This window comes from Curtobacterium sp. MCPF17_031 (assembly GCF_003234035.1).
Classification (GTDB): domain Bacteria; phylum Actinomycetota; class Actinomycetes; order Actinomycetales; family Microbacteriaceae; genus Curtobacterium.
The window spans coordinates 44,420-60,982 of the sequence record NZ_QKSG01000011.1 but is presented as its reverse complement, the minus strand read 5'-3'; the positions used below and the strand labels follow the sequence as shown (position 1 = coordinate 60,982).

At 72.5% G+C, this 16,563-nt stretch carries 18 protein-coding genes; 11 read left to right on the top strand and 7 right to left on the bottom strand.

The annotated features are described in order from the left end of the window. Positions 1-43: 43 nt before the first annotated feature. Both DEJ31_RS14695 and DEJ31_RS14690 read right to left on the bottom strand, forming a co-directional pair. Positions 44-1,078: a signal peptidase I gene (locus DEJ31_RS14695; protein ID WP_111122221.1), complete on the bottom strand. Its 1,035-nt coding sequence runs from the start codon at positions 1,076-1,078 to the stop codon at positions 44-46. A 41-nt stretch (positions 1,079-1,119) separates the two neighbouring features. Beyond that, the gene (locus tag DEJ31_RS14690; protein WP_110904799.1) at positions 1,120-1,722 is read right to left on the bottom strand and encodes a hypothetical protein; all 603 of its coding nucleotides are present in this window, start codon (positions 1,720-1,722) and stop codon (positions 1,120-1,122) included. 115 nt (positions 1,723-1,837) lie between these two features. On the opposite strand from DEJ31_RS14690, the gene DEJ31_RS14685 reads away from it, so the two are divergent. Genes DEJ31_RS14685 through DEJ31_RS14675 form a run of 3 tightly spaced genes read left to right on the top strand, consistent with a single transcriptional unit; the run spans position 1,838 to position 3,458 of the window. Beyond that, positions 1,838-2,320 carry a MarR family winged helix-turn-helix transcriptional regulator gene (locus DEJ31_RS14685; protein WP_258366325.1) on the top strand — a complete coding sequence of 161 codons (483 nt, stop codon included), beginning with the start codon at positions 1,838-1,840 and terminating at the stop codon, positions 2,318-2,320. Between the two features lie 44 nt (positions 2,321-2,364). After that, the gene (locus DEJ31_RS14680) at positions 2,365-3,030 is read left to right on the top strand and encodes a pentapeptide repeat-containing protein (RefSeq protein ID WP_111122220.1); all 666 of its coding nucleotides are present in this window, start codon (positions 2,365-2,367) and stop codon (positions 3,028-3,030) included. Further along, the gene (locus tag DEJ31_RS14675; RefSeq protein ID WP_111122219.1) at positions 3,027-3,458 is read left to right on the top strand and encodes a DUF6314 family protein; all 432 of its coding nucleotides are present in this window, start codon (positions 3,027-3,029) and stop codon (positions 3,456-3,458) included. The genes DEJ31_RS14680 and DEJ31_RS14675 overlap by 4 nt, the downstream gene beginning before the upstream one ends. Before the next feature lie 3 nt (positions 3,459-3,461). Here DEJ31_RS14675 and DEJ31_RS14670 read toward each other — a convergent pair whose 3' ends face one another. Further along, on the bottom strand, positions 3,462-4,445 hold the full coding sequence (locus DEJ31_RS14670) for an NAD(P)/FAD-dependent oxidoreductase (protein WP_111122218.1): 984 nt from the start codon (positions 4,443-4,445) through the stop codon (positions 3,462-3,464). A gap of 67 nt (positions 4,446-4,512) precedes the next feature. Here DEJ31_RS14670 and DEJ31_RS14665 point away from each other — a divergent pair, with 67 nt between their 5' ends. Continuing rightward, positions 4,513-5,130, top strand: coding sequence for a helix-turn-helix domain-containing protein (locus DEJ31_RS14665; RefSeq protein ID WP_111122217.1), 618 nt, complete (start codon positions 4,513-4,515; stop codon positions 5,128-5,130). 99 nt (positions 5,131-5,229) lie between these two features. On the opposite strand, the gene xylB is transcribed toward DEJ31_RS14665, so the two are convergent. From xylB to DEJ31_RS14650, 3 genes are all read right to left on the bottom strand, one after another. After that, positions 5,230-6,738, bottom strand: a complete 1,509-nt coding sequence (xylB, locus tag DEJ31_RS14660; RefSeq protein WP_111122216.1) for a xylulokinase — start codon at positions 6,736-6,738, stop codon at positions 5,230-5,232. Next, on the bottom strand, positions 6,731-7,924 hold the full coding sequence (gene xylA, locus DEJ31_RS14655; RefSeq protein WP_111122215.1) for a xylose isomerase: 1,194 nt from the start codon (positions 7,922-7,924) through the stop codon (positions 6,731-6,733). Before xylA ends, xylB begins: the two co-directional genes overlap by 8 nt. 128 nt (positions 7,925-8,052) lie before the next feature. Beyond that, complete coding sequence (locus DEJ31_RS14650; RefSeq protein ID WP_110904806.1) at positions 8,053-8,772, bottom strand: TetR/AcrR family transcriptional regulator; 720 nt, start codon at positions 8,770-8,772, stop codon at positions 8,053-8,055. 290 nt (positions 8,773-9,062) lie between these two features. Here DEJ31_RS14650 and DEJ31_RS17725 point away from each other — a divergent pair, with 290 nt between their 5' ends. The 3 genes from DEJ31_RS17725 to DEJ31_RS14635 all read left to right on the top strand — a co-directional run bounded on the left by DEJ31_RS17725 (position 9,063) and on the right by DEJ31_RS14635 (position 13,264). Next, positions 9,063-10,769, top strand: coding sequence for a GrpB family protein (locus DEJ31_RS17725; RefSeq protein ID WP_111122214.1), 1,707 nt, complete (start codon positions 9,063-9,065; stop codon positions 10,767-10,769). 124 nt (positions 10,770-10,893) lie between these two features. Continuing rightward, positions 10,894-12,144 (top strand): Gfo/Idh/MocA family protein, encoded by a 1,251-nt coding sequence (locus DEJ31_RS14640; RefSeq protein ID WP_110904807.1) that lies wholly within the window; start codon positions 10,894-10,896, stop codon positions 12,142-12,144. A 64-nt stretch (positions 12,145-12,208) separates the two neighbouring features. Further along, positions 12,209-13,264 carry a LacI family DNA-binding transcriptional regulator gene (locus tag DEJ31_RS14635; protein WP_110904808.1) on the top strand — a complete coding sequence of 352 codons (1,056 nt, stop codon included), beginning with the start codon at positions 12,209-12,211 and terminating at the stop codon, positions 13,262-13,264. A 21-nt stretch (positions 13,265-13,285) separates the two neighbouring features. Here the strand turns inward: DEJ31_RS14635 and DEJ31_RS17315 are convergent, their stop codons facing one another. Further along, positions 13,286-13,459, bottom strand: a complete 174-nt coding sequence (locus DEJ31_RS17315) for a hypothetical protein (RefSeq protein ID WP_181421681.1) — start codon at positions 13,457-13,459, stop codon at positions 13,286-13,288. Positions 13,460-13,648: 189 nt separating this feature from the next. On the opposite strand from DEJ31_RS17315, the gene DEJ31_RS14630 reads away from it, so the two are divergent. The 4 genes from DEJ31_RS14630 to DEJ31_RS14615 all read left to right on the top strand — a co-directional run bounded on the left by DEJ31_RS14630 (position 13,649) and on the right by DEJ31_RS14615 (position 16,530). Then, positions 13,649-14,206 (top strand): RNA polymerase sigma factor, encoded by a 558-nt coding sequence (locus DEJ31_RS14630; protein ID WP_110904854.1) that lies wholly within the window; start codon positions 13,649-13,651, stop codon positions 14,204-14,206. Continuing rightward, positions 14,203-14,796 (top strand): hypothetical protein, encoded by a 594-nt coding sequence (locus DEJ31_RS14625; protein ID WP_146240645.1) that lies wholly within the window; start codon positions 14,203-14,205, stop codon positions 14,794-14,796. Before DEJ31_RS14630 ends, DEJ31_RS14625 begins: the two co-directional genes overlap by 4 nt. Positions 14,797-14,804: 8 nt before the next feature. Then, complete coding sequence (locus DEJ31_RS14620) at positions 14,805-15,176, top strand: hypothetical protein (protein ID WP_110904811.1); 372 nt, start codon at positions 14,805-14,807, stop codon at positions 15,174-15,176. 160 nt (positions 15,177-15,336) lie between these two features. Then, entirely contained in the window at positions 15,337-16,530 is a 1,194-nt protein-coding gene (locus tag DEJ31_RS14615) for a Gfo/Idh/MocA family protein (RefSeq protein ID WP_111122213.1), read from the top strand. The last annotated feature ends 33 nt before the right edge of the window (positions 16,531-16,563 follow it).

The window sequence follows — 16,563 nt, the reverse complement described above, 5'->3', positions numbered from 1 at the left end:
GGACACGGCGGATGCCGTCGCCGACCGCCGATGGTCCGTGCGGTCAGCGGGCGCAGGAGGTGCGGCCGAGTCCGAACAGGCGGATCGTGGTGATCCGCACGGTGGACGACGACGTGGCCGTCCACGTGTCGGTGAGGTCGGTGCGCACGCTGATGGTCGAAGTCTTCCAGACGAAGAAGTCCGATGCGCCGAGCGTGACGTCCCGCGCGCGGGCCGCGGTGCTGATCCCGCTCGCGGCCCCGTCGACCAGGACCGTGAAGCGTTCGGGTGCGACCCCGGAGTAGGCCCACCCCACGTCGGCCGCGGCGTTGCCGACGTTCACGCAGGTGAGCCCGGTCACCGGGGTGGCGACCGCGGTGGTGATCGAGCTGGTCCCGGTGGTCGTGGCCGCTGCGAAGGCCGCTGCCGCTGCCGCTGCGGGTGCGGGCAGCGCGACCCCGACGACGGCGCACACCGTCGCCGCGACCACGACGGTCCGGGCGCGGGCGCGGGCGCGGGCGCGGGGGCGGGTGCGGGCGCGGCGCGGACGTGCGGCGCGGTGACGGCCGTGGCGTGGGAGCCGGTCGGTCGGGGAGTCGGTACGGGTGCGCACGGCGGGCACCACGGCGAACCCGGCGAGCACGACGATGCCGGCGGCCAGCGCGACGAGGGGCACGGTCCGGTGCTCCGCGGCCCAGACGACCGGGAGCCCGACGAGCGGGACACGCAGGTACCCGACCCCGACGACCGAGGACCGCGCGACGGCGGTCGAGTCCGGCTCCGGGTTGGCGTCGCCCTTGGTGACGAGGTCGCCGTGGGCGTCCACGTCCTGGAGCCGGTGCAGGCGCAGCACCCCGGTGTGGTCTGGGTCCGGGAAGAGCAGCACCTGACCCGCTCGGACGTCGTGGGCCGGGACCGGCTTGCTCACGACGACGTCACCGGGCAGCAGGGTGGGTTGCATGGAGCCCGTCATCACGGTGGTGGTGTGCCATCCGAGTGCGAGCGGAGCGATGCCCCAGAACACGACGCCGACGAGCGCGGCGATGACGCCACGAGCGGCGAGCACGACCGTGAACCGGAGCCATGACGACGAGCGCATCCCGATCCTCCTGTCCGGTGGGCGTGCGGTGTGGGCGGGGACTAGAGGTTCTGGGCTTCCCAGGTGAAGCCGAGGCTGGCGGTGGCGCCCATCAGCGTCGCCGGCGCGTCGGGGGAGACGGTGTAGGTGATCTGGAAGGTCCGCGTCTCGGGCTTGGTGCCCGCGGTCTTCCAGGTGCCGAGACCGGACGCGTAGTCCTTCCGGGTCGACGCGAAGGTCGCGAGCGACCCGTCGTAGAGGGTGCCGTCGGTGCCCGTCGCCGCGGTGAACCCGTCGCAGGTGCCGTAGCCGCCGCCGGTGCCCTGCTTGACCTGCAGGGTCACGGACGAGGCCAGGGCCTTGGTCTGGGTGACGTCCTTCGCGTACATGCGGACGGCGCTCGGCAGGCTGCCGCTCGAGGTCACCGCGATGCAGTTCGTGCCGGTGGACCCGGGCTTGAGGTTCGACGCGGAGAACAACGCGCCGTTCGAGGCGTCGTTCGTCAGCGCGACCGTGCCCATCGACCAGTTGTCGGCACCGTCGGACGAGGTCGCCGAGAAGGCCGAGTAGCTCGCCGTGGAGACGGCCACACCGGCGGCGAGCAGCGCGGCGGGGATCACGGCGAGGGTGCCGAGGCGAGCGAGGGTGCGGGTAGGGCGACGCATTTCCGGGTTCCATCCTGATCATGTCACCTCGATTTTCGAGGCATCTGCGACTGTACGCCTCGATTTTCGAGTTTGTCAATCTTAGTGATGAACGGATGTCGACTAGGGTCGCCTTGTGACCGCACCTCCTCGGCGCCCCTCGACCGCCGACTTCGACCGTCTCCTCGACGAGGCCGTGGCGACCCTCTACGGCGCACAGGTCGAGCACGCGCACCTCATGCAGCACCTCGCCGTCCGGCACGGCCTGAACCCGGTCGACCTCCGCGCGCTGCAGTTCCTCGGAGCGGTCGACGACGACCGCACGCCGAAGGAGCTCGGCGGGTACCTCGAGATGGGGACCGGGGCTGTGACCGCGCTCCTCGACCGGCTCACCCGGCAGGGACTCCTCGACCGCGTCCGGAACCCCGATGACCGACGCAGCGTCCGCATCGAGCTCACGCTCGACGCGGTCGCGGTCCTCGGTTCCGTGCGGGCCGCCTACCGCGGGGTGCTCGAGAGCGCGGTGGCACCCGAGTCCTTCGAACTGTTCATCGACTTCACCGGTCGGATGGCCGACGCCCTGCGTGCAGCCGCACGCTCGGACGAGCCCGAAGACTGACGGGCCCGTCGGCGGTGGCCTGCCGTCCGCGGCAGACTGGGCGCATGGCACGGAAGACCGGCGTCACGGCGCCCCGCATCACCCTCACTGGACCGACGGACCTCGAGGACTGGACGCCCGGCCCCAGCGACGTCCTGACCGGCGACCGCATCGAGGGCAAGCGCATCGGCGTCCTCGACCTGTCCGGTGAACGGCTGCCCGACCTGGAGGTCGAGGAGTGCGTCATCGAGACCCTCCGTGCCGGTGACGCGGAGCTGCGCGGCTTCCGGATCCGGGACAGCGTCGTCGAGGTCCTCGACGCCCCGGTGCTCCGTGCCGTCAGCAGCTCCTGGCGGGAGGTCCGGATCGCGGGCGGCCGTGTCGGCTCGGCTGAACTGCACGACAGCTCGTTGGCCAGCGTCGAGTTCGTCGGCATGAAGCTCGGATTCGTCAACCTCCGCGCCTCGACGCTGACCGACGTGGTCTTCCGCGACTGCGTCGTCGACGAGATCGACATCGCCGACGCCCGACTGCTGCGGGTCTCGTTCCCGGGCAGCACCGTCCGCGAGTTCGCGGGCACGGACACCCGCATCGAGGACGTCGACCTGCGCGGCGCCGACCTCGACCGACTCGAGCGACTGGACGGCATGCGCGGCGCGACGATCGGCGGCGAGCAGTTGTTCACGCTCGCTCCGCTGCTGGCCGCCCAGGCCGGCTACCGGGTCGAGTGACGGACGCACTCACGCCCACCGACCTGCTCGGCCGGTGGGCGCTCGGGCGGAGGGTGCACGAGCGGCTCGCCGACCTGCGCGGCACCGTCACCGGCACGACCGAGCTCACCGCGGTCGACGACGACACGGTGCGCTGGCACGAGACCGGCACGATGGTCCTCGGTGACCGCACGACCCCGGTGTGGCGGACGCTGACGGTCCGACGCGGCCCGGACGGCTGCGGTCCGGACGGCCCGTGGCGGGTGTTCTTCGCCGACGGCCGTCCGTTCCACGACTGGGTGTGGGGCTCGCAGGTCGAGCACGCCTGCGCCCCCGACGACTACACGGGCCTGCTCGTCGGGACGACCGACCGGTGGAGCGTCCGCTGGCACGCGCGCGGGCCGGCGAAGGACCTGCTCCTCGAGAGCACGCTCACCCCGCTGCGCTGAGCATCAGCGTGCCGTACCGGTACCGGTACCGGCACTGATGGCTGCCGCGACCTCCGCCCGCAGCAGGTCGCCGTGCACCATGGCCCCGGTCTGTGACCCCGCCGCGGCCGAGGCGACCACCGTGAGCATCGCGTTCGCCGCGTTGCCGGCGGCGAAGACACCGGCGACCTCGGTCTGCCCGGCCCCGTCGACCGCGAGCACCCGGCCGAACAGCACGCCGTTGGCCTCCTGGTCGACCGGCGTCAGCCCGAGTCCCGCGGCCCACTCGACCCGGGCCTCGACCCGGCTCGCTGCGGCCAGGGCATCGAGTTCGACGACGGTCCCGTCCGCCAGCTCGACCCCGGACAGTGCGTCCCCCTCGGAGAGCACGCGGACGACCGGGGTCCGCACCACCCGGATGCCACGAGCGGCGAAGCCGGCCAGGACGGTGTCGTCGAGCAGGTCGGGATCCGTCACGAAGGCCGTGACGTCGTCGCTCAGCGCCCGGAACATCTGCACCTGATGTGCACCGGCGGCGGTCGTGACGAGGACCCCGATCCGTCGGTCGCGGACCTCCCACCCGTGGCAGAACGGGCAGTGCACGACTCCGCGGCCCCACTGCTCCGCGAGGCCGGGGACGTCGGGCAGCACGTCGACCGCACCGCCGGCCACGACCACGCGGCGGGCAGTGACGACCTCGCCGGAGTCCAGGGTGAGCCGGAACCCCAGCGCGTCGTCGTCGGTGACGGGCGTGGCGGACGCGGCCACGACCCTCCCGTCCGTGACGGTGACCCCGTAGCGGGCAACTTCCTGTCGGCCGATGCGGACGAGGTCGCGGGGTGCGGTGCCCTCCTGCCCCAGCAGGTTGTGGACGCCTTCGGCAGGGGCGTTGCGGGGTTCACCCGCATCGACGACCAGGACGGAGCGGCGCGAGCGCCCCAGGATGAGTGCAGCAGACAGGCCGGCGGGGCCGCCGCCGACCACGATGACGTCGAAGTGTTCAGACATGCGGCGATCTTCGGTCGCCCGGGATCGAAGTGGCAAGTGCTGTTGCCGTTGTGGCAAGATCGGCGGCATGACATCCGATCGGGAGGCGCGCCCCACCGAACCGACGACGGCTGACGTCGTCGATGCGGTCGGCCCGCGACTCCGGGCGCTCCGCACCCGGCAGGACGTCACGCTCGCAGCACTCGCGGAGCGGACCGGCATCTCGGTGAGCACCCTGTCGCGGCTGGAGTCCGGACAGCGGAAGCCCACCCTGGAACTGCTGCTGCCGTTGGCGCGGGCGTACCAGGTGCCGCTCGACGACCTGGTCGGGGCGCCGCCGACCGGGGACCCGCGGGTGCATCTCAAGCCCGAGCGACACGGTCGCCGTGTCGTGATCCCGCTGACGAAGCGGACCGGGGGAGTGCGGTCGTTCAAGCAGCTCATCGAGCCGAACGACCACGGCTCGGACACGACATTGAAGACCCACGAGGGCTACGAGTGGCTCTACGTGCTGTCCGGCCGACTCCGGCTGGTGCTCGGCGACGAGGTGTTCGACCTCGGCCCGGGCGAGGTCGCGGAGTTCGACACCCACACCCCCCACTGGGTCGGCAACGTCTCGACGCAGGTGACCGAGGTGCTCTGCCTGTACGGGCCGCAGGGGGAGCGGGCCCACGTCCGGTCGAAGCCCGCGCCGCGGCCGGACTGAGCGGCGGTCGCAAAACGCAACGTCGGCGGCGTCCCGCAACGCGATCGCGTTGCGTCTCGACGCCGACGTTGCGTTTTGCGGTCAGTCGACGCGGTGCGGTCAGCCGACGGCGGCGCGGTACCGCTCGAGCACCTCGGGGTGCGGGTCCGCCGGGATCGACGTCGTCGGGATCGACCAGCCGGGGAGCTCCCCGGTGACGACCCACGCCGCCTGTCGCGCAGCGCCCGCGGCGACGTACTCCCCCGGCTCGGGCACCAGGACCTCGCGGCCGAAGACCTGCGCTGCGACGACGCGGACGGCCTCGTTCTGCGCGGCCCCACCGATGAGCAGCAGCCGTTCCACGGTGACGCCGGTCCGCTCGACCGCGGCCAGGCCGTCGGCGAGGGCGCAGAGCATGCCCTCCACCGCGGCGCGGGCCAGGTGCGCCCGGTCCGTCGTGCCGGGCGTCATACCGAGCAGCGAGGCGGTGGCGTCCGGCCGGTTCGGGGTGCGCTCGCCGACGAAGTACGGCACCAGGACGAGCCCGTCAGCACCGGCCGGCGCCTGCAGTGCCAGTCGACCGAGTTCGGCGTGGTCGACGCCCAGCAGGCCGCCGATCACCTCGAGTACCCGTGCCGCGTTGAGCGTCGTGACGATCGGCAGCCGGGTACCCGTGGCGTCCGCGAAACCCGCGACCGTGCCCGTCGGGTCCTCGATCGCGGTGTCGGTCACGCCGAACACCGTGCCGCTCGTCCCGAGGGACACCGCGACGTCGCCCGCCGCCAGGCCGAGGCCGAGTGCGGCGCCCGCGTTGTCGCCCGCGCCCGCCGTGACGACGAGCCCGCGCGGGGCCCGCGCACCGCCCGGCAGGTCGACGTCCTGCTCGAGCGTGCCCATCGCCTCGGACGGCGCGACCACGCGCGGCACGATCACCGCGTCGCCGTCGTCACCGGTCTCGGCTCCGCGCAGCGGACGGCCCAGGGCGAGTTCGAACAGCTCCGGGTCGTACTCACGGCGTGCCGGGTCCCAGTAGGCGGTGCCGCTGGCGTCCGAACCGTCGGTCGCCAGGGCGTCCAGGTCCGGGCCGAGGGAGCTCTCGTCCGCCGGGCCGTAGCCGCGGAGGCGCCAGGACAGCCAGTCGTGCGGCAGCGCGACGGCGGCCACGCGGGCCGCGTGCTCCGGCTCGGCGTCGCGGAGCCAGCGGAGCTTCGTGGCCGTGAACGATGCCACCGGGACGAGACCCGTGCGGGCGACCCATGCCTCCCGTCCGAGGTCCTCGACCATCTCGGCGGCGGCGGCCGCGCTGCGGACGTCGTTCCACAGCAGCGCCGGGCGGATCACGCGACCGGCGGAGTCGAGCACGACCATGCCGTGCTGCTGGCCGCCGATGCCGATCGCGGCGACGTCGTCGAGCCCGCCGGCGTCGGCGACGGCGACGCCGAGGGCGTCCCACCAGGCGGCCGGGTCGACCTCGGTGCCGTCGGGGTGGGCGGCGCGTCCGGTCCGGACGACCTCGCCGGTGGCGGCCCGGCGGACGACGACCTTGCAGGACTGCGTGGACGAGTCGACCCCGGCGACGAGGAGGTCCTCATCGCCGGGGTCGGTCGCGCTGGAGGCGAGATCAGCCACGAGCGCCCATGAGGTGCTCGATCGCGAGCTGCTGCAGCTTGACGAAGCCGAAGCCCTTGCCGCCGAAGTACGCGTCGGCGTCGAAGTCCTCGTACGCCGAGGTGTCGGCGAGGAACGCGTCGTAGCTCTCGCCCTCGTTCAGCGTCGGCTTGGCGAGCTCGGTGACCTTGGCGGCCTCGAGCGCTGCCTGGACCTCGGGGTCGGCGCGGAAGGCCTGCGCGCGCTCCTTGAGGAGCAGGTACATGCGCATGTTCGCGGCGGCCGAGTCCCAGACGCCGGTGATGTCCTCGGTACGGGACGGCTTGTAGTCGAAGTGACGCGGGCCGTCGTACGCGCGGCCACCCTGCGGGGCGCCGTGCTCGAGCAGGTCGACGAGCGAGAAGGCGTTCTGCAGGTCGCCGTGACCGAAGACGAGGTCCTGGTCGTACTTGATCCCGCGCTGACCGTTGAGGTCGATGTGGAAGAGCTTGCCGGAGTACAGCGCCTGGGCAATGCCGGCGGTGAAGTTCAGGCCGGCCATCTGCTCGTGGCCGACCTCGGGGTTCACGCCGAAGAGCTCCGGGCGCTCGAGGGTGTCGATGAAGGCGATCGCGTGGCCGAGCGTCGGCAGCAGGATGTCGCCGCGGGGCTCGTTCGGCTTCGGCTCGATGGCGAATCTGATGCCGTAGCCCTTGTCGGTGACGTACTGGGCGAGGAGGTTGACGGCCTCGCGGTAGCGCTCGAGCGCGGCCTGGACGTCCTTGGCGGCGTCGTACTCGGCGCCTTCGCGGCCACCCCACATGACGAAGGTCTCGGCACCGAGCTCGGCGGCGAGGTCGACGTTGCGCAGCACCTTGCGGAGGGCGAAACGGCGGACCTCGCGGTCGTTCGAGGTGAAGCCGCCGTCCTTGAAGACCGGGGCGGAGAAGAGGTTCGTGGTCACCATCGGGACGACGAGGCCGGTCGACTCCAGCGCGCCCTTGAGGCGGTCGATCTGGGTCTGCCGCTCGGCGTCGGTCGAGCCGAACGCGAAGAGGTCGTCGTCGTGGAAGGTGAGGCCGTAGGCGCCGAGCTCGTCGAGCTTCTCGACCGCTTCGACCACGTCGAGCTGGGGGCGCGTCGGGCCGCCGAAGGGGTCCGAGCCGTTGTAACCGACGGTCCAGAGACCGAAGGAGAACTTGTCGTCGCGGGTGGGCTGCACTGCCATGGGGGTCTGCCGATCGTCGTCGAGCGGATTTGTTGTCAGCGAGAACATATGCGACGAGGGGGCCGAGCGCAACCCCCGGTCGGGCTGGAGGCCGGGGCCGGGCCCGAGCCGCACCTCCCGTCCGGCGGTCAGATGTCGTAGACCCCGTCGGCGGCCTCCCCGCCGACACCGGCCGCCCAGCCGCGACGGAGCCGTCCGGTCACGTCGCGGAACGCGGCCAAGACGTCGAGACCATCCCGCAGCATGCCCTGGAGCTGCAGTCCCTCGTAGAGCGCGAGCAGCTGGTCGGCCGCGCGCCTCGGATCGATGGTCGCGGGTTCGCGGCCGGCGAGGACGTCCTGTTCGAACAGTCCGCGCACGGTCCGGTGGAACCCGGCGTACTGGTTGCGGTAGAACGGCGCCGCCGGGTTCGCCGCGTCGGCACCGGCCGTCAGCGTGCTCACGAGCAGTCGCATCATCCGCGGGTCCGCCAGGTTCGCCGCGATCAGGCGCTCCAGGAACACGACGGCGCCACCACCACCGGCCGTCGCGAGCAGCGGTGCGATCCGGCCCTCGTGCCACCGCATCACCGCGACCGCGACCAGGCTCTCCCAGGTCGGGAACTGTCGTTGCACCACCTCCTGATCGACGCCGGCGGCTTCGGACACCGCAGCGCTGTCCGGCCGCAGCGTCTCACCGGTCCGGATCAGCTCGATCGTGACCGCGGCGATGTGCGCACGGAGCCGGGCCTGCTCCAGGTGGTCGTCGACAGCGGGGTCGTTGTCGGCTCTGGACTCGGTGTCGGGCGCGATCGCGGTGTCGGCGTCGATCTCGTCGGCGCTTCCGGCGGAGCGGGCATCGGTGGTCATCGCAGCCTCGGTTCGTCGTGAGCCCCCCGGATGGACGGGGCTGTGCACCGGCAGTATCCCGGCGGTGAGGGTCGGTCCGCGCGCCCCAGTCCTCGGGCCACGGGTCCCGGCACCTGCCCCGCACGCGCTCCGGCTGCGCTGCCCGGCGGATGCGGGGCACACCGTCGAGCTGCTCGGCGAGACCGACGTGGTCGCGCAGCCAGCCCGCGCCGGCCTGTCGGTACCGGCACTCCTCCACAGATCCGCCGCGCGGCCTCCAGCGCTCCGATCGGCCCTGGGATACTCGGCACATGTCCATCGACCCCGCGGAACGGTCCGGCTCCCGCCCCACGCTCGAGGCCATCGCGCGCCAGGCGTCGGTGTCCCTGGCCACCGTGTCGAAGGTCCTCAACGGCCGCTCCGGCGTCTCCGAACCCACCCGGGAGCGCGTCGAACGCCTGCTCGCCGGCTCCGGCTACGCCCAGCGCGACACCCCGCCCGGTCCCGGGTCGCTCGTCGAGCTCGTCGTCGAGGACCTGGCCAGCGAGTGGTCGATCGAGATCGTCCGTGGGGTCGAGTCCGTCGCGCGGGAGCACGGGTACGCGCTGTCCCTCTCCGCGCTCGGCCCGGACCACGCCGTCGGCCAGGACTGGATCACCGGCGTCCTGCACCGACGACCCGCGGCGATCGTGCTGCAGTTCTCGGCACTCACCGCTGGCCGTCGGGACCAGCTCCGCGCTCGCGGCATCCCGTTCACGGTCGTCGACCCGGTCGGCGACCCGCCCGCCGACGTCCCCGTCGTCGGTGCGACCAACACCGCCGGGGGAGCGGCTGCGACGCAGCACCTGCTGGACCTCGGGCACGCCCACATCGCGGCGATCGCCGGGCCGATCGACATGGCCTGCGCGGTCGACCGGCTGGCAGGACACCGTGCGGCGCTCGCCGCAGCCGGACTGGAGGCGCGCCGCACCTCCGTCACGCCCGACCCGTCCGGCACACACGGTCCGTCCGTCGTCGTCGCCCGGTTCAGCCGCGAGGACGGCGAACGTGCCGCCCGTGAACTGCTGGCCGCCGTTCCCCGGCCGACGGCGATCGTCACCGGCAACGACCTGCAGGCCCTCGGCGTGCTCGACGCCGCCCGGTCGCTCGGGCTCCGGGTGCCGGGGGACCTGTCCGTCGTCGGGTTCGACGACGTCGCTCCCGCACGATGGGCACGACCCGCGCTGACGACGATCCGGCAGCCCCTGCGGGAGATGGCGGAGCGGGCCACGCGGATGGCGCTGCGGGCCACGCGGATGGCGCTGCGCCAGCACGCCGACGTGGGCACGGACGGGCACGCCAGTGGTGCGCCGGACGAGCCGGTCCGGGTCGAGCTCGCCACGACGCTCGTGGTCCGCGACTCGACGGCCGCACCCGGGGTCGGGGCGGGGGACGAGCCTCCCGTCCGTCGCGACGCGACCGCCGTCGAGCGCCGTGACGTGACCACCGTCGAGATCGTGGGCGGACCCGAGGCGCTGCGTGTCGGACTGCACGAACACGACCCGGCCTGGGGAGTGACGTTCGCGGAGCACCGGGAGCGGATCCTCCGCGCGGTCGCACCGCTCGACGTGCAGGTCGAGCACATCGGGTCGACCTCGGTGCCGGGCCTCGCCGCCAAACCGATCGTCGACCTCGTCGTCGTCGTGCCGGACGTCACCGACGAGTCCGCGTACCTCGGGCCGCTCCTGAGGGCCGGGTACGAGCTGCGGGTGCGTGAGCCCGGCCACCGTCTGGTGCGGACGCCGACGCGAGACGTGCACGTGCACGTCTACGGACGTGGTGCGACGGCGGTCGACGACTACCTGCTGCTCCGCGACCGGCTGCGGACGGACCCGGACGACCGAGCGCTGTACGAGGCGACGAAGCGGGCGCTGCTCAGCGGGACGTGGGACGACATGAACGACTACGCGGACGCGAAGACGCACGTGATCCGTGCGGTGGTGGAACGGGCGCGAGCCGCGGCGGTGTTACCCCAGTGATGCTCGTCGCCGCTCGGCTGGTCAGGGGATCCCATTGACAGTTGACACGAGTAAACCCTCGCCGCACACTTGCTGGACGCTCCGTCGACCCGGCGGCGTGCAACGACGCACAGGAGGACAGCACATGACGTTCACCCTCGGCATGGTCGGTGCCGGCCAGTTCTCGTCCCACTTCGCCGCCCTGTTCCAGCTGCACCCCGGCATCTCGGCCGTGTACGCCACCGACGTCATCGAGGGCCGCGCGCAGCGGCTGGTCGAGGACCTCGGTCTCGCCGGCACGTACGCCGACCTGGACTCGATGCTCGCCGACCCCGCGATCGACGCGGTCGCCGTGTTCACACAGCGCTGGACGCACGGGCCGATCGTCGCCCGCGCGCTGCAGGCCGGCAAGCACGTGTACTCGGCGGTGCCGATGGCCGTGACGCGGGAGGAGATCGCCGAGGTCATCGACCTGGTCAGCGCGACCGGGCTGACCTACATGATGGGCGAGACGAGCCAGTACAACCCGGCGACGGTCTTCGCGCGGCAGAAGGCCGAACAGGGAGCCTTCGGCCGGGTGTTCTACGCCGAGGGCGACTACCTGCACGACATGGACCTCGGGTTCTACGACGCCTACAAGTTCAGTGGTGGTGACGACTGGAAGGCCACCGCCAGCTACCCGCCCATGTGGTACCCGACCCACGCGATCGGTGGCGTCCTCGGTGCTATGCCGCGGCACGCGACGAGCGTCAGCTGCATCGGCGTGCGTGACGACCGGGACGACGGGGTGTTCGACAAGCAGGTCAGCATGTTCGACAACGACTTCTCGAACATGACCGCACTGTTCGAGCTGGACGGCGGGGGCTCGATGCGCATCAACGAGTTCCGTCGTGTCGGCTACCCGTCGCCGATCCGCGAGAGCCGGTTCCGCTGGTTCGGCACCGAGGGCAGCTTCGAGCAGCTCGCCGCGACCTCGGTCTGGCAGGACAAGGACGGCGTGCAGGACGTCTCCGACCTGCTCGCCTCGGAGCCCGCGATCGGCCCCGACGACCCGCTGCTGGCCGACATCGCGCCGTCCCTCCGCGAGGCGTTCAGCTCCGGGCACGCGAAGGTCCACGCGACGGAGGCCGAGCGCCTCCCGGCCGAGTTCGACGTCGCCCCGGACGGACACGAGGGCAGCCACCGCTTCCTGGTCGACGACTTCGTCCGCGCCGTCGACGGCGGCACGTTGCCCACCGTCAACGCCTGGGTCGCGGCCCGGTACACGCTCCCCGGCCTCATCGCGTTCCAGTCCGCGCTGCGGGACGGCGAGCGGCTGCCGATCCCGGATTTCGGGGACGCCCCGGTGCCCGTCGGGTCACCGCTGCCGGTCCGGAGCGAGCTGTCCGGAGCATGACCGGTCGGGCGGCGTGGCCGCGTGTGCGCCGCCCTGGGCCGGCCTCTGTGCGGAGCAGCAGGGCATGACGAACGGCACGTCGGCCCCGCGGAAGGCGACACGACGTGACGTCGCCCGGCTCGCCGGGGTGAGCGACGCCGTCGTCAGCTACACGTTGAACGGCACGGCACCGGTGGCCGCCGCCACGGCGGAGCGGGTGCTGGCCGCCGTCGAACAGCTCGGGTACCGACCGAACCAGGCCGCACGCGCCCTCCGCTCCGGCTCCGCGGACACCCTCGCCTTCCTCGTGCCCAGCAGCAGCGACCCCGTCTTCACGAACCCGTTCTTCGGCGAGTACGCGAGCACCCTGGAGGCTGCGGCCCGCGACCGCGGGTACGCCCTGTACACGACGGCCACGTCGTTCCGACCGGACGAGGTGCTCGCCCGGTTCCGCGAGTTCGCCGCGCGCCAGATCGACGGGGTGCTGGTGCTCGCGGGGGACACCGCGCTCGACAGCGTGGCGCTCGACGGCGTGGGGCTGCCGTGGATCTCCCTCAACGTCGCCAGCCGCGAGCGCGGGGTCGCGAGTCTCGGCACCGACCTCCGCGCGGGAGCGGTCGCGGCGACGACGCACCTGCTCGAGCACGGCTACGGATCGGTCGGCTTCGTGGGACAGGACGACCCGACCGAGCCCCGGTACATCGGGTGGCTGCAGGCCTGTGCGGCGGCCGGAGTGCCGGCCGGGCCGTTCGTGGCGGCCGAGGTCACCCGTCCGGGCGGTCGGGCCGCCGGACACCGCATCGCCGACGACCGGGCCCGCGTCGGCACCGGTGCGCACGACGGGGGCCACCGACCACGTGCCCTCTTCGTCGCGTCCGACCGGACCGCGGTCGGGGTGCTGCGGGCCTTCCACGAGCGCGGCATCCGGGTGCCGCAGGACGTCGCGATCGCGTCCTTCGACGGCTCGTCGGAAGCCGAGTACGCCTGGCCGGGCCTGACGACCTTCCGGCAGCCGGTCGACGAGATGGCGCGGAGCGCGGTCACGCGTCTGCTGGCGACCGACCGCGACCACGCGCACGAACTGTTCCCCGGCGAACTCGTCCTCCGACGCTCGTGCGGATGTCCGGACGACACGGTCTGAGGCCGCGCCGAGAAGCGGGCGTCAGAGGAAGCCGAGGTCGCGGCCGTCCAGGGCGTCGTTCCAGGTGGTCCGACCCTGGGGCTCCTCGGCGACGTGCAGTCCGCCGTGCCCCTGCGGGAGCCCGCAGTGCCAGCTGTCGAAACGGCTCGGGCAGCGCTCGTCACGGTCCGGTCCCGCGCGTCCGACAGGTTTCACGGAGCGGGGATCGGTAGTCGGTCGGTCGTGCATCGTCTGCTTCCTGTCGCGAGGTCCCCCTTCTTGGACGGACCGACCGGGCATTCCGTCACGAATCCGATCCGTGCGGGCGAGTCCGGGGACGACGGAGCATGCTCGGATGCGGCCGTCGACCGGACGGACGAACCCCTGGACCGGCGGAAGGTGAGGATGCGCGACGACGACCCGCTCGGCCGCGCCGAGGACTCGACGCTCGTCGTCCGCGCCGTGGACGGCGACGTACCGGCCTTCGCCGTCCTCGCCCGTCGTCACGGTCCGCTGATGCGCGTCTACGCCGAACAGATGCTCGGATCGAACGTCGAGTCCGACGACGTCGTGCAGGAGTCGTTCCTCACTGGATGGCGTCGGTTGTCGGACCTCGACACCCCCGCCCGCTTCCGGCCGTGGATGATGCAGATCGTCACCCGGAAGGCGATCGACCGCCTCCGCCGACGCCGGCACCACGACGACGTCGACGAGATCGAACCTCCCGCAGACCCGGCTCAGAGCCCGGAGCGTATCGTCGAGGCGCGGCTGCAGCTCGACGCGATGTGGGCTGCGTTGGACCGGCTCCCTGCCGACCAGCGACGCTGCTGGCTGTTGCGGGAGACGGCCGGGTACAGCTACCAGGAGATCAGCGAGGCGCTCGAGCTGCCCGTCTCGACGGTCCGAGGGCTCCTCGCTCGGGCACGGCAGTTCCTGCTCCGGGAGATGGAGGCGTGGCGATGAGCGACGACGACCAGACCCTGCCTGCCGACGTCCTGCCCGACGCCGACCTCGACGGCCACACCTTCGACGAGCTCGCGGAGTACCTGGACCGCGGGCGGACCCCCCAGGACCCGGACATCGAGTCGTCCGCCGCCTGCCGTCTCGCCCTGTCGAACATGCAGCGCCTCCGCGAGCTCTCGGTCGACGCCATGCAGCGTCGTGCCGACGCCGACCCCGACCGCGAGAACGCCTGGATCGACGGCCTGCTCACCACGATCCGGGCGGAGATCACGTCCGGACGGGACGTCCCCGTCAGCCACCCGGACCCGCGGCTGCGGCTCGTGCTGACCGAGGCCGCGGTCCGCAACCTCATCCGCCGCGCCGGTGACACCACCGGCGGGATCGTGATGGGACGGTGCACCTTGACCGGTGACGTCTCGACCCCGGGCACGCCGATCACCGTCGACCTGACCGCGGCCATCGCCTACGGCCAGGTCGCCGAGCAGACCGCCGACCGCCTCCGACGTCGTTTGGCCGACGTGCTCACCCGTCACACCGAACTCGTCATCGAGCAGATCGACGTCCGTTTCGACGACGTCTACGTCCCCTAGGAGCACCCGTGGCAGACGACCAGGAGCTGTCCCGCCGCTTGACCGACGTCGCGCGTGCGACCGACGGCGTGAGCCACGTGTTCCCGGCGAAGTCGATCGTGCGGGTCGCGGCGGACGCGGTCGCGGCGCAGCTCGAACTCCGTCAGCCGGGGACCATGGTGGACGTCCACCGCGGCGGTGGGGCCGTCCGGATCGCCGCGGAGGTCGCGGTCGACGGTGCTCGACCCGCGACGGAGACCGTGCGCGAGGTCGGTGAACGCATCCGCTCCGTCGTGGACGCCGAGCCCGGCCCCCGCCCCGACACCATCACGGTGGTGGTCCGGCTGGTCGACGACACCGTCGGGCTCACCGCGGACGACGTGGCGGCCGGTACGGTCTGACCCGACGCCCCAGGTCGGCGACCGACCCGACGGCAGCTGACCCGGCCACGCGCAGGCGCGAGACGGCCACGAAAGTTTTCCGGTCCTCCCGTCCGGCTTGTCCCGGCCACCCGCCCGTCCGTAGCGTCGACCGCAGACGCACGATGCGAGGGAGCATGCGATGACGGAGGACCGGTTGCGGGTCGCGATGATCGGCCACGGCTTCATGGGAGCCGCCCACTCGCAGGCCTGGCGGGTGGCACCGCGCTTCTTCCCGCTCGACCGGGAGCCCGAGATGACCGTCGTCGTCGGCCGCGACCTCGAGCGCACCGAGGCGGCCCGCGACCGCTTCGGCTGGCAACGCGCCGAGACCGACTGGCGTCGAGTCGTCGACGACCCCGACATCGACGTCGTCGACGTCTGCTCGCCGGGGTCCTCCCACGTCGAGGTCGCGATCGCCGCCCTGGAGGCCGGCAAGCACGTCCTCTGCGAGAAGCCGCTCGCCAACACCGTCGCCGAGGCGGAGGCCATGGTCGCCGCCGCTTCGTCGGCCGCGACGCGCGGGGTGCGCTCGATGGTGGGCTTCAGCTACCGGCGCGTCCCCGCCCTCGCGTTCGCCCGGCAGCTCGTGCAGGCCGGCCGGATCGGCGAGGTCCGCCACGCTCGTGCGCTGTACCTGCAGGACTGGCTCACCGACGCTACCGGTCCGATGACGTGGCGGCTGGACGCGTCCCTCGCCGGGTCCGGCTCGCTCGGCGACATCGGCGCGCACGCCGTGGACCTCGTCGAGCACATCACGGGCGCGACGCTCGGCTCCGTGAGTGGCACGCTCGAGACGTTCGTGCACGAGCGCCCGTTGTTGGCCGACGGCGTCGGCCTGTCCGGCACGGCCTCGGAGGAGCGCGGCCGGGTCACCGTCGACGACGCGGCGTGGTTCCTGGGGCGACTGACGGGAGGCGCGGCCCGGCCGGGCGGGACCGTCGCCTCGTTCGAGGCCACCCGGTACGCGACCGGGCGGAAGAACGGTCTGACCATCGAGATCAGCGGGTCCACCGGAGCGATCGCCTTCGACCTGGAGGCCATGAACGAACTGCGCGTGTACGACCAGGCCGCTCCGGCGGGGGAGCAGGGGTTCCGCCGGGTGCTCGTCACCGAACCGGAGCACCCGTACATGGCGCACTGGTGGCCGACCGGGCACACGATCGGCTACGAGCACACGTTCGTCCACGAGGTCGTCGACTTCGTCACCGCGATCACCACCGGACAGCAGCCCGAGCCGTCCTTCGCCGTGGGGTTGCACGTGCAGGACGTCCTGGACGCCGTGCAGCGGAGCGCCGCCGACGGCAGCGCCTGGACGACCATCCCCGCGCGATGACCACTCCGTCCCCCGATCCCTCAGGAGCAGCAC